This window comes from Segatella copri (assembly GCF_002224675.1).
Classification (GTDB): domain Bacteria; phylum Bacteroidota; class Bacteroidia; order Bacteroidales; family Bacteroidaceae; genus Prevotella; species Prevotella copri_U.
This window is the reverse complement of sequence record NZ_NMPZ01000017.1, coordinates 66,636-90,876: the sequence shown is the minus strand read 5'-3', so window position 1 is coordinate 90,876 and position 24,241 is coordinate 66,636. Positions and strand designations below refer to the sequence as shown.

Below are 24,241 nucleotides of genomic sequence, written 5' to 3'. Positions count from 1 at the left end.
AAAGCCTTGCGGAATCCCGCAAGGCTTTTTGCTTTTATATTTTATTCATTCTGAATGTTCTTCTTATAACAGCTCCGGAAGCTGAAAGAGCTTCACGCTGTTGCTGCCCTTGATGAGGATGTAATGGTCGTGAGGCTGGTTCGCCTTGAGCGCTTCCTTCACTTCCTCTACATTCTGGAACTTACGGTAGCTGCATGGAATATCCTTGAACTCATCGCCCACCAGCCATACATTCTCCAGACCGGCTGCCTGCAACTGATCTACTACCTTCTGGTGCTCCTCGTGGCTCACTTCGCCGAGCTCGCCCATCTGTCCGAGAATCGCCATCTTATGAGGTACATCCATTACGCGGAAGTTCTCGATGGCGGCTGCCATGCTCGATGGGTTGGCATTGTAGGCATCTACCACCAGCTTGTTGTGCGCCGTCTCTTCCAACTGTGAACGATTATTGCTTGGGATGTAATTCTCCAGGGCATGGTCTATCTGCTGAGGCTTCACGTCGAAATGAAGTCCGATGGTGATGGCGGCAAGCATATTGTCGATATTGTAGGAGCCGATGAGATGAGTCTGAACCTCATGCCAGTCGAAACTCTCTGTGCGCCAGCGGAACTTCAGGAATGGAGCGCAGGAGATGACTTCTCCCCATACATCGCAGTTCTCATCCTTGCCGTAGGTGATGAGGCGGTTGATGTTGCGCTGCTCAGCCATCTGCATCAGATGCTCGTTGTCGGCATTGATGAAGACGATGGCATCGTTGGCTGCGAGGTAATCATAGAGTTCTCCCTTGGTCTTCTTCACGCCTTCGAAGCTTCCGAATCCCTGTAGGTGGGCACGGCCCACATTGGTAATCATACCGCAGGTTGGTTCCACGTATTCTACGAGCTTTCGGATGTCATCAGGATGGGAAGCACCCATTTCTACAACGGCAATTTCATTCTCTGGTGAGAGACGGAAGAGCGTCTTTGGTACGCCTACATCATTATTGAAGTTGCCCTGGGTGAACATCACGTTGAACTTCTCGCCGAGAACGGCAGAGACGAGTTCCTTGGTGGTGGTCTTGCCGTTGGTTCCGGTGATTCCTACTACAGGAATATCGAAGTGGCGGCGATGCTCACGGGCTAATTCCTTGAAGGTGGTGAGGCAGTCCTCTACGAGGATGTAGCGCTCGTCGCCCTCCTTGGCATACTCTTTTTCATCTACAATCACATAGGCACAGCCTTTCTCCAAAGCCATGTCGGCAAACTTGTTGCCATCAAACGATGCGCCCTTCAAAGCCAGGAAGATGCTGCCCTTTGGGCAGTCGCGGCTGTCAGTGGTAATCACTGGGTGCGCTTGGTAAATCTGATAGAGTTCTGAAATATCCATAGTCTATAACTGTTGTTTTGAGTGCAAAAGTAATCTAAATTGTGGACATAACAAACAATTTTCCCAAAAAATGATGGTAATCTCGAATATTCTTTCTATTTTTGCAGAAATATTCGATATATCTTAGGAAAGCGAGGCTTTTTATGGGTAGTAGAGATGAAAAAGATAAAACGAAAGTGAGGAAGGAAAAGCTGGCAGGCTATTTCTTTAATTTATCTCAGTTGACGTTTACTGGAACTGGGGTTGGTGGTATTGCTCCAATTCTGCAAGGAGAGTTTGGAGTTAAAAATTATGTAGTAATTATATTTGGTATCGTAATGACCTTCATTTTTGCGGGCATTGCTAATCGAATTTTAAAATATTAAGTTATGGAAGTTTACAATGGACTATTGTTTTTCTTTGTGGTTGGAACAATCATAGGTGGAAGCTTTCTTGCCTGGACTTACACAAAGCCAGGGAAAAAGTGGCTTAAAGAGTTATAATCCAATGGAATATACAATCAATATCAAGGGGCGCTTGATGGATTTGAGCACCCCTCAGGTGATGGGCATCCTGAACGTTACGCCCGACAGTTTCTACTCAGGAAGTAGAAAGCAGACAGAAATGGAGATAGCTCAGAGAGCTAATCAGATTGTAGAAGAAGGAGGAAGCATCATTGATGTGGGCGCATTCTCCACCCGTCCCGGTGCCGATGAAGTATCGGAAGAGGAGGAGGGAAGACGCCTGAAGTTCGCTCTCGACATCGTTCGCAGGGAGCAACCGGATGCTGCCGTCTCCGTAGATACCTATCGCCCTACCTTGGCACGCAAGTGTATCGAGGAGTGGGGAGCCGATATCATCAACGATGTATCAGAAGGTGGAATCACAGGCATCACCAATGTGCCGCTGGAGCAGAGACAGGAGGAATATCCAGAAATGTTCCGTGTGGTGGGCGAACTGAAGGTACCTTATATCTTAACGTCGGTGCAGCCTACGCTCGCCAAGATGATGAAGGGCTTTGCAAGAGAGGTACAGCAGTTGCGTGACCTGGGTGCCAAGGATATCATCCTCGACCCAGGCTTCGGCTTCGGCAAGAATCTCATTCAGAATTATCAGATTTATGATGAGATGGAGAAGTTAAACGTACTGGAACTTCCAATGCTCGTAGGTATCTCACGCAAAAGCATGATCTACAAGCTGCTGGGTGGCGATGCCACTACATCGTTCAATGGAACCGCAGTGCTTGATACCATTGCCCTGATGAAGGGAGCCAGCATCCTTCGTGTTCACGATGTGAAGGAAGCGGCTGAGGCTGTGAAAATCGTAGAAGCCATGAAGGAGGGCAGAGTATGATAGAGTTTGGAATCAAAGATGCTTTAGATGTACTTCTGGTAGCCTCGCTGCTCTTCTATGTCTATCGACTGATGAAGGAATCCCGCTCGCTGAACATCTTCGTGGGCATCATGCTTTTTGTACTGATCTGGCTTTTCGTAAGCCAGGTACTCGAAATGCGTCTGCTGGGTTCTATCCTGGATAAATTGGTGAGTGTGGGAGTCATCGCCCTTATCGTCATCTTCCAGGAAGACATCCGCCGATTCCTCTATGAGATTGGTTCGCAGAAAAGTATGCGCCGGCTGGTGCGCTTCTTCCACTCCAGCAAGGAAAGTCAGAAGGAGGCAAACAAGGAGACGATCATGCCTATCGTGCTTGCCTGCATGAGCATGGCTAAGAAATATGTGGGTGCCCTCATCGTGATAGAGCGAGGCGTGCCTTTGAAGGATATCATGGATACGGGCGAGGAGATAGATGCTAAAATCAACCAGCGGTTGATAGAGAACATCTTCTTCAAGAACTCACCTCTGCACGATGGAGCCATGGTGGTAAGCAACAAGCGAATCATGGCAGCAGGCTGTATCCTCCCCGTGAGTCACAACCTGGATATTCCCAAGGAATTGGGACTGCGCCACCGTGCCGCCCTGGGTATTTCGCAGAGCAGCGATGCCATCGCCGTCATCGTTTCTGAAGAGACGGGACGAATCAGCGTAGCCATCAAGGGCGAGTTCAAACTTCGCCTTTCTGCGGAGGAGTTGGAGAGCATCCTGACACAGGAAATGCTGTAAAGTGAAGCACGTAAACCTTTACGATAATGATTATCTCCCGTTTTAGCTTTTTTTACACATATTAATGGGCGTTATTTCAAAATAAATATGTACTTTTGCAAAGTCGATATGGCAAAACGGCAAAAAACAAGCCGTAGCTCTTTATTAGATTGACAAATCTACTATCGAAGATAACAAAATTATATAAATAAAGAAATAAAATGGATTTATTACAGCAAATCGTAGCTCGCGCTAAAGCTGACAAGCAGCGCATCGTGCTCCCTGAAGCAGAAGAGGAGCGTACATTGAAAGCAGCCGATAAAGTTTTGGCTGATGATCTCGCAGACATCATCCTCATCGGTAACCCTGCCAACATTAAGAATCTCGCTGCACAGTGGGGTCTTAACAACATCGACAAGGCTACTATCGTTGATCCACAAAACAACCCTAAGACTGAGGAGTATGCTGAGAAGCTCGCTGAACTTCGCAAGAAGAAGGGCATGACCATAGAGCAGGCTCGTGAACTCGTAACTAAGAATAACCTCTACCTCGGTTGCATGATTATCAAGACAGAGGGTGCTGATGGTCAGATTTCTGGTGCATTGAGCACAACTGGCGATACTCTTCGTCCAGCTCTCCAGATTATCAAGTGTACTCCAGGTATCACTTGCGTAAGTGGTGCTATGTTGCTCATCTCAGACCAGAAGCAGTATGGTCAGGATGGCGTAGTGGTAATGGGTGACGTTGCTGTAACTCCAAACCCTACAGCAGACCAGCTTGCTCAGATTGCCTATACAACAGCTCATACTGCTCAGTCAGTAGCTGGTATTGCTGATCCTCAGATTGCCATGCTGAGCTTCTCAACAATGGGTAGTGCCAAGGATGCTATCAACAAGGAGACAGGCAAGAGCGTTTATATCATCGATAAGGTAAAGGATGCTGTGGCTATCGCTAAGGAGAAGTTCCCAGAGCTGCATCTCGACGGTGAGCTTCAGGCTGATGCTGCCCTCGTTCCTGAGGTAGCTGCCAAGAAGGCTCCAAAGTCTGAGGTCGCAGGTAAGGCTAACGTATTGGTAGTTCCAAACCTCGAGGTAGGTAACATCGGCTACAAGCTCGTTCAGCGCCTGGGTGGTGCCATCGCTATCGGTCCTATCCTCCAGGGTATCGCTCGTCCTGTAAACGACCTTTCTCGTGGTTGCTCTGTAGATGACATCTACTATATGGTAGCTATCACAGCTTGCCAGGCACAGGATGCAAAGAAGGCTTAATCAACTAACTTTATTTATAACATTACAAACTAAACATTATGAAAGTATTGGTTCTGAACTGTGGTAGTTCATCTATCAAGTACAAGTTATATAATATGGACGATGAGTCTGTATTGGCACAGGGTGGTGTAGAGCGTATCGGTCTTGATAACGCTTTCATCAAGGTTAAATTGCCTAATGGCGAGAAGAAGCAGATCATGCACGACATGCCTGACCACAAGGAAGGTGTGAACTTCGTGTTCAAGTGCCTGCTCGACCCAGAAATCGGCGCCATCAAGGACTTGAAGGAAATCGACGCTGTAGGTCACCGCGTAGTGCAGGGTGGTGACAAGTTCAAGGAGAGTGTCATCGTTGACCAGAGCGTAGAGGATGGTATCGAGGAACTTTGCGACCTCGCTCCAGTTCACAACGCAGGTCACCTGAAGGGTATCCGTGCCGTAGATTCATTGATGCCTGGCACTCCTCAGGTTTGCGTATTCGACAACGCATTCCACAGCACAATGCCAGACTATGCTTATCTCTATGCAATTCCTTACGAGTTGTACGAGAAGTATCACGTACGCCGTTATGGTTTCCACGGAACATCTCACCGCTATGTTTCTAAGCGTGTTTGCGAGATTCTCGGTCTCGACCAGAACAACTCAAAGGTAATCACTTGCCACATCGGTAACGGTGGCTCTGTAGCTGCAGTATTGAATGGTAAGGTATTGGATACTTCAATGGGCTTGACTCCATTGGCTGGTTTGATGATGGGTTCACGTTGTGGTGACATCGATGCTTCTGCCGTTACATACTTGATGGAGAAGTTGAACATGAAGCCACAGGAGATGGCTGACTTCCTGAACAAGAAGAGTGGTGTGCTCGGTATCACAGGTATTTCTTCTGATATGCGCGACATCGAGAACGCTGCCAACGAGGGTAACGAGAAGGCTCAGCTGGCTCTCCGCATGTACGAGTACCGCATCAAGAAGTACATCGGTGCTTACACCGCAGCTATGGGTGGCGTTGACGCTATCGTATTCACAGCTGGTGTTGGTGAGAACCAGACCGACCTCCGCGAGGAAGCTTGCAAGAACCTGGAGTATCTTGGCATCAAGATCAATAAGGAGGTTAACGACAAGGTTCGTGGTGAGGAAGCTATCATCTCTACCGATGACAGCAAGGTGAAGGTAGTAGTAGTTCCTACCGATGAAGAGATTGTTATCGCTCGCGATACAATGGAATTGGTTTCCAAAAAGTAATTCCACACAATACTATATAATATAAGGTGAAGACTAAAGACAGCAATGGATGGTCTTCACCTTATTTATTTCTTATCATTATTACATGATGAGGCTCCTGTCTGATGAGGATGGAGGCATCACTTAAATTTTGAGAATTATGAAAACAAAGATTGTAACTTTCGGAGAAATATTGCTTAGAATATCTAAGCCTGGTTATCAACGGTTATTCCAAGGTCACCGTATGTTCGGCAACTATGGTGGCAGCGAGGCAAATGCAGCCATCTCTCTGGCTTATTTGGGCGATAACGTGGAGTATGTAACCCGATTGCCATACGGCGAGATGGGTGAAGCTGCGCTGATGCATCTCAGGGAGTTTGGTTTGAATGTTTCTCATGTTGTGCGTGGTGGCGATCGTCTCGGTACCTATTACTTCGAGGAAGCTGTGGCGATGCGCAACTCCCGTGTAGTCTATGACCGCAAGAACTCTTCTTTCTATTCCTTGAAGCGTGGTATGGTGAAATGGAATCAGGTACTGGCAGATGCTGCCGTATTCCATTGCTCAGGTATTACCTGCGCCATCAGCCGTGATGCGATGGAATCTACCATGGATGCCATCAAGCTGGCGGTTGCTGATGGACTGACCATCGCCTGCGATATCAACTATCGCAAGAATCTCTGGGGATACGGTCTGGAACCTCACGATGTGCTCTTCCAGATGATGCAGTATAGCGACATCATCTTCGGTGATCAGAATGAGTGGGAGATAGCCAGTGGAGTGCCTCATATTCCTTTCGAGGCTTTGGATGAAAACTATGTAATAGACAGGGAGGCTTATCTGTCGTATTTCCGCAAGATGCACCGTCTCTTCCCTAAATGCAAGAAGATGGTAATGGCTGTAAGAAACCAGATTGCCAGCAGCCATCATACCTTGAGCGGTCTGCTCTATGATGCAGTAGAGGATCAGCTCTATACAACAAGAATCTACGACATACAGCCTATCGTAGATCCGATGGGTGTAGGCGATGCCTTCATTGCTGCCTATATTCACGCTCACCAGAAGTGGGGCGATGAAAACCAGTATTGCCTGGATTTCTCTCTCTCGGCCAGTGCCATCAAGAATACGATTCCGGGTGATCAGAATCTGGTATCTGAAGAAGAAATCATCAGTAATATGACTTCTTCGGGAGGAAGAATCCAGCGATAGGAATAAAACAAGATTACAATAGAACTATAAGATTCGTGTGATAAGAATAAAGGGCAGTCCAAATCGGGCTGCCCTTTATTCTTGTAGCTTATTTATTGTTATGGTTGGCTTTCGCCTTCCACATATTCTTCCATAAACATGTGTTCGCCATCGAATACGGCATAGGTGAACTGCCATATCCAGTCGCCCAGAATCATCAGACGGGTCTTCTTGCTCAGCATCAGGTCCAGCTCGATGTGGCGGTGTCCGAACATGAAGTAATCTATATCCTTGTGACTTTGCATATACTGTTTGGCAAAGCGTACCAGGAATTCCTTCTTTTCGCCCATATAAGGCTCTTCCTTGCCATCGGCACGTTTCAGGCGGCTATGCTTCGCCCAGTTCAGTCCAAACGACAAACCCCAGCGTGGATGGATGGCATTCAGCAGCCGTTGGCAGGTGCGGTTGTGGAACATCGCCTTCAGGAACTTGAACTTCTTGTCCGGGTCACCCAGGCCGTCACCATGGGCAAGGAAGAACACCTTGTCGTAAATTTCCACGGTCTGTGGTTTATGGTGAACGATCAGTCCGCACTCTTCTTCCAGGTAGCCGTATGTCCATAAGTCGTGGTTGCCGGTGAAGAAATGTACTTCCACTCCCATATCCGTCAACTCCGAGAGCTTACCCAGAAATCGGGTGTAGCCTTTCGGTACCACATATCTATACTCGTTCCAGAAATCAAACATATCGCCCAGCAGATAGATGGCTGCAGCCTTGTGCTTGATGCTGTCGAGGAAACGTACGAGTCTGCGTTCCTGCATTCTGCCGTGTGGGATTGCCCACGAGCCGAGATGCGCATCAGAGAGGAAATATACATTTTTCATAAGCGATTCTTTTTAAGTGAAGAGTGAAGAATGAAGAGTGAAGAATGAAGAGTGAATAATTCAACGGTTTGGGCTATTCGAAACCGAGTTCTACACGAGCTTCCTCGCTCATCATACTCTGATCCCAGGCTGGTTCGAATACGAGGTTTACATTGGCAGACTTGACACCCTCTACGCTATCTACCTTGGTGCGCACATCCTCAAGGATGAAGTCGGCTGCAGGGCAGGATGGGGCAGTAAAGGTCATGTCAAGATCTACGGTAGCATCGTCTTTTACGTCTATCTTGTAAATCATACCCAGATCCCAGATATTCACAGGTATTTCAGGGTCGTAAACGGTCTTGAGTACATCTACGATCTTTTCTTCTATCTTTGTCTTTTCTTCTTGTGTCATAATAATCTTTGTTTTTGCCTACAAAGATACTGCAAAATGGGGACAATACAAAAAGAAAAGACACTTTTTTCTTCGTGCCTGCTTAATAATACCGGAAAAAGTTTATAATTTGCCTTTATCGTGATAGGAATAAAAGGCTCCGTCGGTGATGATGACGTGGTCCATGAAGAAGATGCGCATGATTTCGCAGGCTTTCTGAATCTGAAGGGTAAGCTGGTCGTCTGCCTTGCTGGGGAGCGGACTGTTGCTCGGATGGTTGTGACAGAAGGCGATGATGGTGGCGTTGTTGAGTACGGCTTCCTTGATGAGCAGTCGGATATCCACGGCTGTTTCCGTAATGCCTCCGTGCGAGATACAGGAAGCCTTGATGAGCTTGAAATTCTGGTTCATCATCAATACCCATGCTTCCTCGGTATTGAGATCCTGCATCTTGGGGAGCATATAGTTGTAGATGGCGAGAGATGAACCCAAATCCGGGCGATAGCCTATCTTGTCAAGGGCACGACGCTTCCCCAGCTCACAGGCTGCAAGCACGGTAATTGCTTTTGCGGGTCCCATACCTTTGTAGCGGGTGAGTTCCTTGATAGTCATCTTGCCGAGAGTATTGAGATTGTTGTCGCAGTCTTTCATGATGTGTTTCATCAAATCTACTGCGCTCTCGTCTTGAGAGCCGGAACCTATTAAGATGGCTAGCAGTTCGGCATTGGATAGTGCTGATGCTCCTAGTCGCTCCAGTTTTTCACGAGGTTTGTCTTCCTCTGCCCATTGCGAAATAGAAAGCTTCTCACTCATAGTGATTTATTTATAGAAAGTCTTGTTGTATGCGCTGAATTCGCTCTGTCCGAGCAGGCATCTCTTCCACCAGGCTGAAAGGAATCCGCAGCCGTAACCCATCAGCTGGGTGAAGGCGGCACGTATGCTCAGCACGCCAATCTTCACACTGTGATTCTTCCTGCTGCTGTCGATGAACAGCGCAATGATATAGAGAATGATGCCAAGTAGGCCGATGCAGCCCAATGCTGCCATCGCATTGCCCAGGGTTGGGAATACGTGGACGGTGCCCAGCATATATGGCAGGAATCCGAAGAAGAGCAGAAGGAGCGTACCTGTCACGCCCACGGTGAAGACCATCGGCAGGAGATGTACGAGCTTGAGGCTCTCGGGATATTTCTTGTAGAGGTTGATGCGGGCGATACCGCTGTTATATACCTGTCGCCAGAATTTGCGGAAGTCGGTGCGGCGCTTATGCCATACCCATGCTTCAGGGAACAGACGGCAACGGCAGCCTGCCTTGAAGATACGGATGGAGAAATCGATGTCCTCACCAAAACGCATGTTGGAAAAGCCATTCAACTTGAGATAAACGTCCCTGCGGATGCCCATGTTGAATGAACGAGGGTAGAACTTATCCATCTTCTTCTTTCCGCCACGGATACCACCGGTGGTGAAGAAAGAAGTCATGGAATAAGAAATGGCTTTCTGAGTATCTGTAAATGATGAGTGTGCCTTGTCGGGACCGCCGAATGCATCGGCAGGTTCGCGGCTCAACTCATCACTTACAGCTTTCAGATAGCCCTCTGGCAAGACCACGTCGCTGTCGAGTATCAGCAGATACTCGCCCTTGGCACGTTCGGCACCATAGTTGCGACTCTGACCCGGACCAGAGTTCTCCTTATAGTAATAATGTATATCCATCAGGTTTTCGTATCGCTTGCACACTTCCTTGCAGGGAGTCTGCGAGCCATCCTCTACGATGACAACCTCGAAGTCCTTCTCCGTCTGATGGGTAAGGCTCTCTAACAGTTCGTCCACTTCGTCAGGACGGTTGAATACTGGTACTATGATGGAATATTTCATTCTTCTTACTATTAAGGGTTAATTTTGCTCGATAAGAGCGTAATCTTCTTGTTGAAAGACGGATTACTCGCTTACACGACCGAGGTAGCTACCGTCACGAGTATCAACCTGGATGGTCTCGCCCTCGTTAACGAACAAAGGAACACGAACCTCAGCACCAGTCTCGAGAGTAGCTGGCTTGGTAGCGTTGGTAGCAGTGTTACCCTTTACACCTGGCTCAGAGTGAGTGATCTTCAGGGTAGTCTTTGCTGGCATTTCAGCCAAGAGGATAGTACCGTCTGTAGTATCAGTAACAACCTCAACTACGTCACCCTCCTTCATGTACTGACCACCGGTAACGTTCTCCTTAGCGATAGGCACCTGCTCGAAAGTCTCCTGGTTCATGAAGATGCAACCAGTAGCGTCCTCGTAGAGGTACTGATAAGGGCGACGCTCAACGCGAACATCCTCCAATTTGAAACCAACCTGGAATGTACGCTCCAGCACGCGGCCGTCAGCAACATTCTTCAACTTAGTGTTCATTACGGTGTTACCTTTACCTGGCTTTCTGTGCTGAAAGTCGATGCAAACCCATACTTTGCCATCCATACGGATGCAAGTTCCAATCTTAATTTCCTGTGAATTAATCATTTCTTGTTTTATCTTGAATGTTATTATTATTCTCGTAATCGGGTGCAAAGTTACGGCAAAATGATGAAAAAACAAAGGGAAAATCGAAAAAAACATAAATATTTAAGCTAAATTTGGTAGTTTTCTTGGTTATTTGAGAAATTATGCGTAATTTTGCAGCCCAAAAAGGGCTTATTTTGCTCTTTTGTGAAGAATATTAATTAAAAAATAAATAAGAAAAATGAAAAGAACATTTCAGCCTCACAATCGTCGTCGCGTGAACAAGCATGGTTTCCGTGAGCGTATGGCAACAAAGAATGGTCGTCGCGTATTGGCTTCTCGCCGTGCTCATGGCCGCAAGAAGTTAACTGTTTCTGACGAGCACCACGGAAAGTAATTTCCGATAGGGAAATTCGTCTAAGACGATGACATTAAAAGCAGCAAGGAGAGATTCTTTGCTGCTTTTTGTGTTTTTATGACTTTTTATATTGTGATGAAACGCAAAAACTTGGCGTTTTATTTTGTATTGTCTTCGATTATTCCTATCTTTGCACCAAAAAAGAAAGAATGACTTCATCTGAGTTTATAAATAAGTTTAAGAGTAAGTATCTCTGGGGCAACCTGGGTGCCATGTTCCTGGTGCTGGTTTTGCTCTGCGTCGGTGTCAAGTTCGGCATCGATATCTACACCCATCATGGTGAGGCCATCCGTGTGCCGGATATCAGATACAAGAATATCAATGATGCCACCCGCATCCTCGATGATGCCGGATTGGAAATAGTGGTTTCGGATACCGGATATGTCCGTTCGCTCCCTGCCGACTGTATCCTGGAGCAGACGCCGGCGTTCGGAGAGGTGGTAAAGTCGGGGCATATCATCTATGTCACGATCAATTCTAACCATTCTCCTCGCATCACCATTCCTGATGTCATCGACAACAGTTCTCTGAGAGAGGCGATGGCTAAGTTGACTGCCATGGGATTCAAGCTGGGTTCACCGGAATACATTCCAGGCGAGGAAGACTGGGTTTACGGTATTCTCGTTAAGGGCAGGCATGTGGTGGCTGGCGATAAGGTTTCTATCGATGATGTGCTCATCATTCAGGTAGGTAATGGTCAGCGCGACACTACCGACTCCTTCGATATGGTGGATCCTGTCTATCACGAGAACGATGATGTGATGGAGGGAGAAGGTGATGGTACTGAAAGCACCGAAGATAACTTCGAGGTGGTTCCGGGAACTGAATCTACAGAAACAGCCCCTGCTACACACGAACACCAGCAGAAAGAGGTGGTGGAGTAGGAGAAAGTGAAGAGTGAAGAACGATGAGTGAAGAATTCAATAGTAATACGAATGATATTTTTAGATTATATATATAATAAGGTATATGCTCCTGTAGAGGATGACTTCGGGTTTGATGGCGACGACCTCTATGAGCACTGGAAGGTGCAGGTGGATGCCAACCAGGATCCTGTCCGCATAGACAAGTATCTGGCTGATAAGATGGCTTACCAGAGTCGCAACCGCATTCAGCAGGCTGCTGATGCCGGATTTATTCATGTAAACGGTAAACCGGTGAAGAGCAATTACAAGGTGCGCCCGAACGACATCGTTACGCTGATGCTCGACCGCCCTCGTCATGAAACAAGCATCAAGCCGGAAGAAATCGACATCAATGTGGTTTATGAAGACGACCAGTTGATGGTGGTGAACAAAAAGGCAGGAATGGTGGTTCATCCGGGAGCCGGCAACTTTCATGGCACCCTGATTCAGGCTGTGGCCTGGCACCTGCGCGATATGCCGGAGTTTGATGCCAACGACCCGGAAGTGGGTCTGGTCCATCGCATCGACAAGGATACCAGCGGATTGCTCGTAGTAGCCAAGACTCCTACTGCCAAGACGGCATTGGGCAAGCAGTTCTTCAACAAGACTACCCATCGCAGTTACAATGCGCTGGTATGGGGTAATATCGTGGAGGATGAGGGACGTATCGAGGGCAATATCGGTCGTGATCCCAAGAATCGTCTCCGTATGAAGGTCTTCGATCCGGATAGCGGTATTGGCAAGAGTGCAGTTACCCATTATAAGGTTTTGGAGCGCTTCGGCTATACCACCTTGGTACAGTGCATCCTGGAAACGGGCCGTACCCATCAGATCCGTGCCCACATGAAGCAGATCGGTCATCCGCTCTTCATGGATGAGACCTATGGTGGTGCCGAGATCCTGAGAGGTCAGCGCAGCAGTGGTTACAAGGCTTTCATACAGAATTGCTTCAAGCTCTGCCCACGTCAGGCTCTCCATGCCAAGACCCTCGGTTTTGTTCATCCTACAACAAAGGCGCAGATGGACTTCGACAGTGAGTGGCCGGAAGATTTTAGACAATTAATAGAAAAGTGGCGCGGCTTCATCGCAGGCACCACAAAAGATACATTCAAAAATATTTAGAGATTATGGAAAATAGCAAGAGAACGATAGCCATCGTATGTGGTGGTGATTCTTCTGAGCACGATGTTTCTTTGCGCTCAGGTCAGGGTTTGTACTCATTCTTCGACAAGGAGCGTTATCATATCTATCTCGTCGATGTAAAGGGCACCGACTGGCACGTGGCTTTAGATAACGGTGAGACTATTGATATTGACAAGAACGACTTCTCGTTTGTGAAAGACGGCAAGCATATCTATTTCGACTATGCTTATATCACCATCCACGGACAGCCTGGCGAGAATGGTGTGATGCAGGGCTACTTCGACCTTATCCACTTGCCATATTCTACAAGCGGTGTGCTGGTAGAGGCTATGACATTCGACAAGTATGTGCTCAACAACTACCTGCGTGGTTTCGGCGTAAACGTGGCTGACAGTATCTTGCTCCGTCGTGGCGAACAGTATGATGAGGACGAGATTGCCGAGCGCATCGGTATGCCTTGTTTCGTAAAGCCTGCTGCCGACGGTAGTAGCTTCGGTGTGAGCAAGGTGAAGAATGCCGACCAGTTGGCTCCAGCCCTCCGTGTAGCTTTCATGGAGAGCAACGAGGTGATGATTGAAGGGTTCCTCGACGGTACTGAAATTTCTCAGGGCATTTACAAGACAGCCGAGAAGACTGTTGTCTTGCCAGCTACAGAGGTGGTAACCAGCAATGAGTTCTTCGATTATGATGCCAAGTACAATGGTCAGGTACAGGAAATCACTCCAGCCCGTCTCTCTCCTGAGACTGCAGAAGAGGTGGCAAAGACCACATCCCGCATCTACGATATCCTCCATGCCAATGGTATCATCCGCATCGACTATATCATCTCTAAGGATAAGGACGGTAAGGACAAGGTGAACATGCTGGAGATCAATACCACTCCAGGTATGACCGTTACCAGCTTCATTCCTCAGCAGGTGCGCGCTGCAGGCCTTGACATCAAGGATGTGCTCAGCGACATCGTGGAGAATCAGTTCTAGAATTTATAAATCACATATATGGTTCTGCGACTTTCTCGCAGAGCCATATATATTAAAAGGTATATATTAAAAAGGTATATATTATGAAGATCCCTCAAGAATTTGATACCATTCGACCTTGGGAGCCAGAAGACCTTCCTGAGGTGTTCGACCGTTTGCTTTCAAACGATCAGTTCAAGCAAGTACTTGCTTATCTTTATCCACAAGTTCCTTTTGAGATGATTGCCCAGAAGTTGAAGGCTTGCAAGACCAATCTCGACTTCCAGTTGGCTTTCGCCTACGATTTTGTTCAAGGCATCCTGAAGAAGGCTGCAACGGGTTGTGAGATGGATTGCGCAGCCATCGATAATACCCGCAACTATACCTTCATCAGTAACCATCGTGATATCGTGCTCGATTCAGCTTTCCTCGATGTAATGCTTATCGACAATGGCTTCAAGACCACCTGCGAGATTGCTATCGGAGATAACCTCCTGTCGCTTCCTTGGGTGAAGGACCTGGTACGTGTCAACAAGGCGTTTATCGTGGAGCGTGCCCTGAGCATGCGCCAGATGCTGATGTCAAGCAAACGTCTTTCCGATTACATGCATTTCGCCATCAAGGAGAAGAACGAGAATATCTGGATTGCCCAGCGAGAGGGTAGAGCCAAGGATAGCGATGACCGTACCCAGAAGAGCATCCTCCAGATGATGGCGATGGGCGGTGAAGGTAGTATTATCGAACGATTGAAGCAGCTCCATCTCGTTCCGCTGTCTATCAGCTATGAGTACGATCCTTGCGACTTCCTCAAGGCTAAGGAGTATCAGCAGAAGCGTGATGTGGAAGGATGGAAGAAGGGACCTATGGATGATCTTGTAAGTATGCAGACCGGTATCTTCGGTTACAAGGGACATGTGCATTATCATGCAGCCCCATGTATCGATGAGTATCTGGATACCCTCGACCCTGAGATGCCGAAGCAGGAACTCTTCAATACCATTGCTGCCCATCTTGATCACGAGATACATAGCCACTACCGTCTCTATCCTGGCAATTATGTGGCGCTCGATCTCTTGGAGAATACCGAGGCTCATGCTTCTGAATATACACAGGAAGATAAGGCTCGCTTCGAGAAATATATCGCAGGACAGCTGGCAAAGATTGAACTTCCTGACAAGGATGAAGCCTTCCTGAAAGAGAAGATTTTAACGATGTATGCCAACCCGGTTCGCAATTTTCTTGCTACAAAGTAACGAGAAGAATCAAATCGGGTGATACTTTTTTGCTCTTTATGCGAAAATGTACCACAAAAACTGTTAAAATGTTAAGTGTACGATAAACACTGAAGGTTAACAAACCTTTCGTGTTTATCGTCATTTCTTAAAAAAAATAACCTTAGTAACGAAAAATACATAAATTAAGCAAAATAGTATCACCTTTTTTCGAAAAAGTATTGTACTTTTGCAGCGGTGATACGAATGTGAACGATACCACTATATAAGATACACCCACATCGTTTCGCCGGAAATACAGCTAAAATAACAAACTAACAAAATAACAAAATAAAAAGTAATGACCTATGAGTATCAATTCAGCTTAAAATGAAAGAAGGATTGTTTCCGTGCAGCTGTTAGTTGCAGGGAGATAAGAGAGTGTGGCTATTTGCTAGTCAATTAAGTAATGTTTATTCTATTCAAACCTAGAAAGTACATAAGTATGAATCTAAACTTAAGAAAATCAGTGCTGCTTGTTGGAGCGTTGGCATCCTTAGGCTTGAGTTACACAACTGAAGCTTTGGCAACATCTCCAAATTTTGCTGTTAACTCAGTACAGCAGTCTAAGAAGGTTACCGGTAATGTAAGTGACGCAGAAGGTCCTATCATCGGTGCAAGTGTAGTAGAGAAAGGTAATGCCGGAAATGGTACAGTTACCGACTTGGATGGTAACTTCTCATTGAACGTGAAGCCTGGTGCTACTATTGTTATTACTTATATCGGTTACCAAAAGCAGGAAATCGTTGTAGGTAATCAGTCTAATTTTAACGTCACAATGAAGACAGACGACAAGACTCTCGAAGAAGTTGTTGTCGTAGGTTATGGTGTTCAGAAGAAGAAGCTCGTTACCGGTTCTACCATTGAGGTGAAGGGTGATGATATTCAGAAGATGAATACCACTCAGGTGTTGGGCGCCTTGCAGAGCCAGACTCCTGGTGTAAACATTCAGGCGGCTTCCGGTCAGCCTGGTGATGGCTTTAAGATTTCTATCCGTGGTGCCGGTACCAACGGCAACACTGCTCCTCTTTATATTATTGATGGTGTAGCAGGTGATATCAACAACTTGAATCCTGCCGACATCGAGCGTATCGACGTTTTGAAGGATGCCGCATCCTGTGCCATCTACGGTTCTGCCGCAGCCAATGGTGTTATCCTTGTTACTACCAAGCAGGGTAAGCAGGGCAAGATCCAGGTATCTTACGATGGCAACGTTGGTTGGTCTAATGTATATCGCATGCCAAAGATGCTGAATGCCAAGCAGTATATGGAGGTAATGGATCAGGTGCGTTTCAACAGTGGTGAAAGTGGCTGGGATTGGAAGAGCATTATGGGTGAAGACCTCTACAACTCTTATATGGATGGTTCTAACGAAGGAACCAACTGGGTAGAGGCTATCCGCAACAAGAATGCCGTTACAACAAGTCATTCCCTGAACGTTACTGGTGGTTCCGACCGTTCTACCTTCTCTATGGGTGCCGGTTATCAGTATCAGGATGGTGTGTTTGGCAATGTTGTTAAGTCAGACTACCGCCGTTTCACCTTCCGTATCAATTCAGAGCATGTCATCTATCGCAATGACAAGGGTATGGATGTAGTGAAGATTGGTGAGAATATCTACTATCAGCACAAGCAGAACCAGGGTATCCAGATTGGTAACCAGTATAGCAATGAGCTTTCCAATATGCTTCGTTCCAATCCTACTATCCCTATGTATAATGCAGATGGAAGCTATACCAAGGCTGAGGACTTGAAGAACTGGATTGATAACTACAACTCTTATTCTGTAAACCCAATCTATAAGATGTTGAATCAGCAGTCTGGTCACAATAAGAGTATCAACCAGAATCTGCATGCTACGGGTTATCTGGAGATCCAGCCAATCAAGAATCTGGTTTACCGTGGACAGTTGAATTACAATCAGAATACTTGGACATGGCGTACATTCCTCCCTATATTCGATGCCAACAGAACCAATGCGGATTATTTCCGAACAGAGGATAAGGCAACAAACCAGATTGGAACAAGTTGGGGATGGAGTACAACAAATACCTTGAGTTATAAGTTTGACTTGCAGAAGAAGCACAACTTCGACATCCTGGTAGGTACAGAGTATGGTGAGAGCCGTCCTGACTTCGGTTTCTCCTTGAATGCTACATCTTCTAATTCGGTGTTTGGCGATATGACTCATGCTTACATGACCTATATGAAGAATAATAATGCTGCTGCCGTTACTGGTACTCCTTGTGATGATTCTCGCAGTATGTCTTACTTCGGTCGTGTCAACTACAACTTCAATGAGAAGTATATGCTTTCAGCCATCATGCGTGCCGATGGTAATTCTAAGTTTGCTCCAGGTAAGCGTTGGGGTTATTTCCCATCTGTATCTGCCGGTTGGGTTATCTCAAACGAGAAGTTCATGGCTAAGACAGTATCATGGCTCGACTTTCTGAAGCTTCGCGCTGGTTGGGGTCAGAATGGTAATGCACAGACCATTAACAACTTCCAGTGGCAGAGTGCTTTTGCATTCGATACCAGTAGCTTTTATACCTTCAATGGTAATCCTGATCAGTATGTTGCCGGTGCAGCTCCTTCCCGTCTGTCTAACGAGGATTTGACTTGGGAGACTTCAGAGCAGTTGAACATCGGTTTGGATGCTCGCTTCCTGAATGGACGTCTGGGCTTCACCTTGGATTGGTATAACATGAAGACCAAGGACTTGCTGGTTGCAGTTCCTGTAGATCCAACAACTGGTTTCTCTACCCAGATGAAGAATGCTGGTACTGTTGAGAACAAGGGTATTGAGCTTTCTCTCTCTTGGAACGATAAGATTGGCAAGGACTTCCAGTACAACGTAGGTTGGAACATGGCTTACAATCACAATGAGGTAACAGAGGTGAAGTCTAACCAGAAGTACAACAATGGTGGTAAGGACCTCTTGGCTCAGAATACCGGTTATATGGCTCGTTTCGAGGAAGGTCATCCTATCGGTTACTTCTGGGGCTACAAGACAGAAGGTGTGATGCAGAATGATGCAGATGTTCAGGCTTATCTTGATAAGAACTGTAAGGGTAATGCCGCTAACTCTAAGCAGGGTACCGGTATCAAGCCAGGCGACTTGAAGTTTGTGGATGTAACTGGCGATGGCGTTATCAATGATGATGATAAGACAGAGCTTGGCGATCCACATCCAGATGTAACCATGGGTATTACTCTCGGTGCATCTTACAAGGGCTTCGACCTTTCTGTAACAGGCTTTGGAGCATTCGGTCAGCAGGTGGCTCGTTCATTCCGCAAGTTCACCGATGGTGAGTACGAGAACTTCACTACAGAGGTGTATGACTACTGGCATGGTGAGGGAACTTCCAACAAGTATCCTTTGCTCGCCCACATGAATGCAGGTCCAAACTGGCAGACCATTTCTGATATTTACATTGAGGATGCCAGCTACTTCCGCCTTCAGAATCTGACCGTGGGTTACGATTTCACCAAGATTTGGAAGAACAGCCCATTCCAGCAGCTCCGTCTCTATTTCGCTGCCCAGAACCTCTTTACCATTACCGGTTATAAGGGTATGGATCCAGAGAATGGTACTGCTATCGGCTCAGACTCATGGGTAACAGGTGTTGATGTAGGTAACTACCCTCAGCCTCGTACCTATATGGTTGGTGTAAATGTAAAGTTCTAATCTAAAATTGAATTCACAATGAAAAAGTTAAATATATTTTTGGCTTCAGCCATGGCGGTACTTAGCTTGGCATCCTGCGACATCAATGATGTGCAGAATGTTGGCGAGTTATCTTCCAGTACCTTCCCTGTTTCCAAGGAGGATGGTGAGGCTGTATTGGCTGGTGTTTACCAGAATTTGAACCAGGTTTGTGCAGACCCTCAGATGAGCTTCCTTTACTATGCCCAGTTGGCTAGTGATGATATGCTCGGTGGTGGTGGTGTCAATGATAAGTTGATGCAGGCAGATGATCTGCTCTGTAACTACAATGCCGATATGACCAATGTGTTCTATGAGGCTCGTTACAAGGGTATCAACCGTGCCAACACCCTGATTGAGGCTCTTCCTAATACCTCTATGAATGAGGATACCAAAAACTCATTGATGGGACAGGCTAAGTTCCTGCGTGCCTTCTATTATTATGAGTTGGCTTCTATGTACGGAAATGTACCTATGCGTCTGAAGCCAGGTTCTGAGGCTATCACCCAAGGTAATATTGAAGACCCTTGGAAGCAGATTCTGATGGATCTTCGTGATGCTGTCGATCTCTTGCCTGCTACTAAGAGTACTGATGGTCATATTGATAAGTATGCTGCTGAGGCTCTGCTGGGCCGTGCCTGGTTGTTCTACTCTGGCTTCTTTGGCAATGGTTCTACATTGGCTGATCTGACCAGCACTACTTACAATCCTCTGACTTCTGTAGAGCTTCCTGATGGAACTACCCTGTCTAAGGAGAATGTCATTACAGCCATTGATGACTGTGTGGCTAACTCTGGCCGCAAGTTGGTGGATAAGTATCAGAATCTCTGGGCTTATACCAACAGATGCACTGTAGAGGATTACGATTACACCAAGGGTCAGGGCTTCAAGTGGGTTGAGGATGATGCAGCTCAGAACCCTGAGACTTTGTTCTCTATCAAGTTTAACAAGTACGCTGACTGGGGTACAACGATTGGTTATGCCAATAATTATGCTCTTCACTTTGGTGTTCGTGGTGCTCAGGCTTATGGAAATACCTTCCCATTCGGTCAGGGTTGGGGTGCTGGTCCTGTAGCTCCAAACCTGGTAAAGGATTGGGCTGCTGCCGAGCCTAACGATGCACGCCGTGATGCTTCTATCCAGGACTGGTCTAAGGTAGCAACCTATAAGAAAGGTGGTTGGTCTGACTTTGTTCAGGAAACAGATTACTTTGCTAAGAAGTGGGCGCCTATCTCTTGTAAGAATGATCAGCTGGATGATGGCTATTCTTGTACTTTCGAGAATGTGATGTATCCTGGCAACTGGGATGTAGCTGGAAAGGAGAATATGCAGTTGAATAACATCCACGACCTGGTACTCATCCGTTTCGCTGACGTATTGTTGATGCAGAGTGAGTTGAAGAAGGATGTAGCTGGTATCAATGAGGTGCGCAAGCGTGCTGGCTTGAACCCTATTGCAGCTTATTCAGAGGAAGCTTTGAGAAATGAGCGCCGTTGGGAGTTGGCTTGCGAGGGTACCCGCTGGAACGACCTCCGTCGTTGGCATATTGCCGCAGCTGCTCTTGAGAAGCAGAATGGCGTTGCTATCTATTATTGCGGACAGCCTGATACAAATACTCCACACAATGGAGGTTATACTGCCCGTTACAATGCTACTGCCGGCTTCCAGAAGATGCCTGAGACTCAAGTGGCTCTGGGTACTGTAGTGCAGAATGAAGGTTGGACTGGTGCTGATTCAGAATATCAGGGCTGGAAGTAATCAATTCTTTAATCTTTTAAATGAATAAGTATATGAAAAAGATATTTTTTGCATTGTCTATGCTGACATTGCTTTATACTTCTTGTGATCCTTCTACCGATTCTGGCAGCACAGGTTTCTCTGAGAATGTAACAGCTGAGAGCGTAGATGCCAAGGCAACACCTGTTCAGGTGAATGGTAAGAATAGCAACCGTATCATCATTGAGAATCATTCTCCTATCACAAGCCAGTGGTCGGTTGACCAGTTGGTTGAAGGTGCGGTAACTTCTTCCAAGGCATACGATACCATTTATGTTACCAAGGTAGGTGCCAACACCGTTACTATGCACTGCAAGAACGTGGCTGTTGACTTTACCAAGGATTTCACGGTGAACGTGGATGAGATTACTTATCTCTCTGCAGAACTTCAGAAGCGTCTCTGCGTAACTGGATCTGAGGGTAATTATACTTCTACTGTAGGCGAGTTCGCTGGTCAGCCTGTACAGTTCGGTACTGCTTTTGATGCAGGCAAGGTAAAGGTTATTCAGGAGGTCAAGGAAGGCAAGAAGGGTAATGTCTTCACTGTAGAGAATGGTAACGGCGTGCTTTCAAACTGGGCAATTACCAAGGAAGGCACCGATGAGGCTGTTGGTACAGCTACTCTGAATGGCGATCAGCTGATGGTTGTTGAGGAAGGTAAGTTCAATATTACCTTGACTTATACCAAGGCTGATGGCACTCAGGAGACTTACAAAGCAGGTTCTTTCGGCGTAGAGACTTTGACTACCAAGCCAGAGCTTCTTGAGTATCTCTCTGGTGGCGAAGATGGTGATGGAACTACTACCTGGGAATGGAACGAAGCTGCCGGTGGCGTATGGGGCAATGGTCCTTTCGGTAGTGGCAACAAGCCTCAGTGGTGGGCTGTAAACTATGGTGCTGATATTGATGGTCAGGCTGGTCAGAAGGTTGGTGGCGTAGCCCGTAACGGTAGCGGTGCATGGTTCACTATCGACATCAATAACAAGCAGGCTATCGGTTCTGATGGTGTTAAGCTTCCTATCTCTGTAAGTGTATTGGATCACAAGGATCCAACCTGGGATAAGGGTACTATCTCATTCCCAACTGCAACCAATGACAACTTCGTTATCCCTATGGGTGTAAACGTGAATGGTGGCAATGCTGTATTCCAGAAGTATTATGTATTGGTAGCCAGCGATGATAAGTTGGTATTGACTGCTGCAGAATTACCAGAGAATGGTTGTGCATGGTTCTATGTCTTCAAGAAGAAGGCAAAGTAAAGATTTAAATATAAGTGGCTTATGAAACGAATGTTTTTTCTCCTAATAGCTTCTTTTATGATGCTTGTAACAATGGCTCAGTCTAGCGATGCTTTCTATGGCGGACCTTACATAATGAAGCAACAAGTTGAAGTTCCTGCCAGTTGTGCCAAAGTTGTAGTTATGTCAAATCCACTGATGTCTGGTGGAAGTGTTAAACTAAAAAATTTGGAGACTGGTGTTATTTGTACTTTGTATGGGAGTGTTACATATGTAGATAAATGGTATTTTATAGTACCTAATGGTTCTTATGAGGTAGTTGAAATCACCTCTAATTATGTAGCACATATCAATGCACAGGGTATAGGTGTTGGTTCTATAGTTAAATTCTCCCATGCTAGTGGAGGTTATGTATTGTTTGAACCAAAATAAGATAAATCGTTGTGATTAAAACATAAAATTAGGCTAAGCCTCGGCTGTAGTGATACAGTCGGGGCTTTTTCTGTGTGCCCGATGCTGAAATATTATCCGAAATGTTTGGCGGTTACGATAAATAATCGTACCTTTGTTGCGGTTCTAAAATTTAGTTTTATGCAGACAGTTAATTTACAGTATAACGTTCCTGCAGGCTATAGTCTGGAGGAATTTGTGGCTAAGGTTAATTCTTATGTTGCCCGCTTGGCAAAGAAATGTCAGGCAGGAGAGGAGTATGAGCCAAATGAAGAAACGAAAGCGGCTATTCGTGAAGCCCAGGCTCATATGGAAGCATATAAGCGAGGTGAAGAATGGGCAAAGAAAGACGTATTTGATAACGTGGATGATTTAATGGCTGATTTAATGAAAGAATGAAACAGATTCATTATGGGAGTGCCATATTGAAGATGATTATCTGTTGATATGGATTGATGATGATATGATAGAGCTGTTAAGGCTCGGTTCTCATACAGAATTGTTTAGTAAAAATAGGAAATGACAGAATTAAGAGATAAATGCATTCGATTTGATTGGGCTGTCTCTCGCTTACTTCACCAAAAGGCAAACTTTGGAGTACTTGAGGGTTTCTTGACTGTGTTTTTAGGTGAACCGATTAAGATTGTTGAGGTTTTGGAAAACGAAGATAATCAACTCCTGTCGGACGACAAGTTCTATCGTATGGAAATAAAGGCGAAAAATAGCAACGGAGAAGACATCCTTGTTGAAATACAAAACATGACCAGGTTGTATTATTTGGAACGCTTATTTTATGGAGTGCCCAAGGCTATCTCAGAGTTGGTCAATTTGAACGATACTTGCAAAGAGGTAAAGAAGGTATATTCCATCAGCATCTTGTACTTTGACTTGGGTAAAGGTTCTGACTACATCTATGTAGGACAGAATAATTTTGTGGGCTTGCATACGAAAGATAATCTTATCATCAGCACAAGGGAGAAAGATACAATAGTAAGTAAATCGACTTCAGAGATTGGCACAACTTATATATTGGTTCGCTTAAACGAATTCAATAAGGTGGCTAAATCTCCAATCGAGGAATGGGTAGAGTACCTAAAGAATGATTTCATCTCTCCTGAAGCCAAAGCTCTGGGTTTGCAGGAGGCACGTGAGAAGTTGAGATATTATTCTATGTCGAATGCAGAACGTTATGCTTATGATGAGCATGTCAATGCCATTATGATCCAGAATGATGTCTTGGAAAATGCAATGTTGGAAGGTCATGCTGAAGGTCTTGCAGAAGTTCGCGCTGAAGAAAGAATAGAAACCGCTAAACGATTACTTGCTATGGGTCTTTCTCCACAACAAGTTGCAGATGGTACCATGCTCCCTCTAGAGGAAGTTGAAAAATTGGTAGATGAAATAAAAAATAAATAAGGCTAACCCCCGGCTGCCGTTCTGCAGTCGGGGCTTTTCTTTTTTGATATGCTAAAATATTATCCGAAATGTTTGGCGGTTACGATAAATAGTCGTAA

Annotated in this window: 23 protein-coding genes and 1 pseudogene; 18 read left to right on the top strand and 6 right to left on the bottom strand. The window is 46.0% G+C overall.

Annotated elements, in window-relative coordinates; genetic code table 11:
- Positions 1 to 63: 63 nt before the first annotated feature.
- Complete coding sequence (locus CFT61_RS11070; protein ID WP_089544491.1) at positions 64 to 1,365, bottom strand: UDP-N-acetylmuramoyl-tripeptide--D-alanyl-D-alanine ligase; 1,302 nt, start codon at positions 1,363 to 1,365, stop codon at positions 64 to 66.
- A gap of 143 nt (positions 1,366 to 1,508) precedes the next feature.
- On the opposite strand from CFT61_RS11070, the gene CFT61_RS11065 reads away from it, so the two are divergent.
- The 6 genes from CFT61_RS11065 (at position 1,509) to CFT61_RS11040 (ending at position 7,138) form a co-directional block, all read left to right on the top strand.
- Positions 1,509 to 1,730, top strand: coding sequence for a hypothetical protein (locus tag CFT61_RS11065; protein WP_089544490.1), 222 nt, complete (start codon positions 1,509 to 1,511; stop codon positions 1,728 to 1,730).
- 121 nt (positions 1,731 to 1,851) lie between these two features.
- Positions 1,852 to 2,697: a dihydropteroate synthase gene (gene folP / locus CFT61_RS11060; RefSeq protein ID WP_089544489.1), complete on the top strand. Its 846-nt coding sequence runs from the start codon at positions 1,852 to 1,854 to the stop codon at positions 2,695 to 2,697.
- Positions 2,694 to 3,464, top strand: coding sequence for a diadenylate cyclase CdaA (gene cdaA, locus CFT61_RS11055; RefSeq protein ID WP_089544488.1), 771 nt, complete (start codon positions 2,694 to 2,696; stop codon positions 3,462 to 3,464). The genes folP and cdaA overlap by 4 nt, the downstream gene beginning before the upstream one ends.
- 200 nt (positions 3,465 to 3,664) lie before the next feature.
- Positions 3,665 to 4,711 carry a phosphate acetyltransferase gene (gene pta, locus CFT61_RS11050; protein WP_089544487.1) on the top strand — a complete coding sequence of 349 codons (1,047 nt, stop codon included), beginning with the start codon at positions 3,665 to 3,667 and terminating at the stop codon, positions 4,709 to 4,711.
- A gap of 38 nt (positions 4,712 to 4,749) precedes the next feature.
- Entirely contained in the window at positions 4,750 to 5,952 is a 1,203-nt protein-coding gene (locus tag CFT61_RS11045) for an acetate kinase (protein WP_089544486.1), read from the top strand.
- A 139-nt stretch (positions 5,953 to 6,091) separates the two neighbouring features.
- The gene (locus tag CFT61_RS11040) at positions 6,092 to 7,138 is read left to right on the top strand and encodes a sugar kinase (RefSeq protein ID WP_089544485.1); all 1,047 of its coding nucleotides are present in this window, start codon (positions 6,092 to 6,094) and stop codon (positions 7,136 to 7,138) included.
- A gap of 98 nt (positions 7,139 to 7,236) precedes the next feature.
- Here CFT61_RS11040 and CFT61_RS11035 read toward each other — a convergent pair whose 3' ends face one another.
- The 5 genes from CFT61_RS11035 to efp form a co-directional block, all read right to left on the bottom strand.
- Positions 7,237 to 8,001 carry a UDP-2,3-diacylglucosamine diphosphatase gene (locus CFT61_RS11035; RefSeq protein ID WP_089544484.1) on the bottom strand — a complete coding sequence of 255 codons (765 nt, stop codon included), beginning with the start codon at positions 7,999 to 8,001 and terminating at the stop codon, positions 7,237 to 7,239.
- A 73-nt stretch (positions 8,002 to 8,074) separates the two neighbouring features.
- The gene (locus CFT61_RS11030) at positions 8,075 to 8,395 is read right to left on the bottom strand and encodes a metal-sulfur cluster assembly factor (protein WP_089544483.1); all 321 of its coding nucleotides are present in this window, start codon (positions 8,393 to 8,395) and stop codon (positions 8,075 to 8,077) included.
- A gap of 102 nt (positions 8,396 to 8,497) precedes the next feature.
- Positions 8,498 to 9,187 carry a RadC family protein gene (gene radC, locus CFT61_RS11025; protein WP_089544482.1) on the bottom strand — a complete coding sequence of 230 codons (690 nt, stop codon included), beginning with the start codon at positions 9,185 to 9,187 and terminating at the stop codon, positions 8,498 to 8,500.
- 6 nt (positions 9,188 to 9,193) lie between these two features.
- Positions 9,194 to 10,252 (bottom strand): glycosyltransferase, encoded by a 1,059-nt coding sequence (locus tag CFT61_RS11020; protein WP_089544481.1) that lies wholly within the window; start codon positions 10,250 to 10,252, stop codon positions 9,194 to 9,196.
- Positions 10,253 to 10,315: 63 nt separating this feature from the next.
- Positions 10,316 to 10,882: an elongation factor P gene (gene efp / locus CFT61_RS11015; RefSeq protein ID WP_089544480.1), complete on the bottom strand. Its 567-nt coding sequence runs from the start codon at positions 10,880 to 10,882 to the stop codon at positions 10,316 to 10,318.
- Positions 10,883 to 11,102: 220 nt separating this feature from the next.
- Here efp and rpmH point away from each other — a divergent pair, with 220 nt between their 5' ends.
- The 12 genes and pseudogenes from rpmH to CFT61_RS10955 all read left to right on the top strand — a co-directional run bounded on the left by rpmH (position 11,103) and on the right by CFT61_RS10955 (position 24,143).
- Positions 11,103 to 11,258 carry a 50S ribosomal protein L34 gene (gene rpmH / locus CFT61_RS11010; RefSeq protein ID WP_004351099.1) on the top strand — a complete coding sequence of 52 codons (156 nt, stop codon included), beginning with the start codon at positions 11,103 to 11,105 and terminating at the stop codon, positions 11,256 to 11,258.
- A 170-nt stretch (positions 11,259 to 11,428) separates the two neighbouring features.
- Positions 11,429 to 12,163 (top strand): PASTA domain-containing protein, encoded by a 735-nt coding sequence (locus CFT61_RS11005; RefSeq protein WP_089544479.1) that lies wholly within the window; start codon positions 11,429 to 11,431, stop codon positions 12,161 to 12,163.
- A gap of 51 nt (positions 12,164 to 12,214) precedes the next feature.
- Positions 12,215 to 13,306 (top strand): RluA family pseudouridine synthase, encoded by a 1,092-nt coding sequence (locus CFT61_RS11000; RefSeq protein ID WP_089544478.1) that lies wholly within the window; start codon positions 12,215 to 12,217, stop codon positions 13,304 to 13,306.
- 5 nt (positions 13,307 to 13,311) lie between these two features.
- Complete coding sequence (locus CFT61_RS10995; protein ID WP_089544477.1) at positions 13,312 to 14,307, top strand: D-alanine--D-alanine ligase; 996 nt, start codon at positions 13,312 to 13,314, stop codon at positions 14,305 to 14,307.
- Between the two features lie 83 nt (positions 14,308 to 14,390).
- On the top strand, positions 14,391 to 15,539 hold the full coding sequence (locus CFT61_RS10990; protein WP_089544476.1) for a 1-acyl-sn-glycerol-3-phosphate acyltransferase: 1,149 nt from the start codon (positions 14,391 to 14,393) through the stop codon (positions 15,537 to 15,539).
- 463 nt (positions 15,540 to 16,002) lie between these two features.
- Entirely contained in the window at positions 16,003 to 19,245 is a 3,243-nt protein-coding gene (locus tag CFT61_RS10985; protein ID WP_089544475.1) for a SusC/RagA family TonB-linked outer membrane protein, read from the top strand.
- An 18-nt stretch (positions 19,246 to 19,263) separates the two neighbouring features.
- Positions 19,264 to 21,021 carry a RagB/SusD family nutrient uptake outer membrane protein gene (locus CFT61_RS10980; RefSeq protein ID WP_089544474.1) on the top strand — a complete coding sequence of 586 codons (1,758 nt, stop codon included), beginning with the start codon at positions 19,264 to 19,266 and terminating at the stop codon, positions 21,019 to 21,021.
- Positions 21,022 to 21,053: 32 nt separating this feature from the next.
- The gene (locus CFT61_RS10975; RefSeq protein ID WP_142990619.1) at positions 21,054 to 22,298 is read left to right on the top strand and encodes a hypothetical protein; all 1,245 of its coding nucleotides are present in this window, start codon (positions 21,054 to 21,056) and stop codon (positions 22,296 to 22,298) included.
- 21 nt (positions 22,299 to 22,319) lie between these two features.
- Positions 22,320 to 22,709 (top strand): hypothetical protein, encoded by a 390-nt coding sequence (locus CFT61_RS10970; protein WP_142990618.1) that lies wholly within the window; start codon positions 22,320 to 22,322, stop codon positions 22,707 to 22,709.
- A gap of 159 nt (positions 22,710 to 22,868) precedes the next feature.
- Positions 22,869 to 23,126 carry a hypothetical protein gene (locus CFT61_RS10965; RefSeq protein WP_142990617.1) on the top strand — a complete coding sequence of 86 codons (258 nt, stop codon included), beginning with the start codon at positions 22,869 to 22,871 and terminating at the stop codon, positions 23,124 to 23,126.
- Between the two features lie 10 nt (positions 23,127 to 23,136).
- Positions 23,137 to 23,250, top strand: a pseudogene (locus tag CFT61_RS10960) (type II toxin-antitoxin system YafQ family toxin); the annotation flags it as partial.
- Complete coding sequence (locus CFT61_RS10955; RefSeq protein ID WP_089544469.1) at positions 23,247 to 24,143, top strand: Rpn family recombination-promoting nuclease/putative transposase; 897 nt, start codon at positions 23,247 to 23,249, stop codon at positions 24,141 to 24,143. The pseudogene CFT61_RS10960 and the gene CFT61_RS10955, both read left to right, overlap by 4 nt.
- The last annotated feature ends 98 nt before the right edge of the window (positions 24,144 to 24,241 follow it).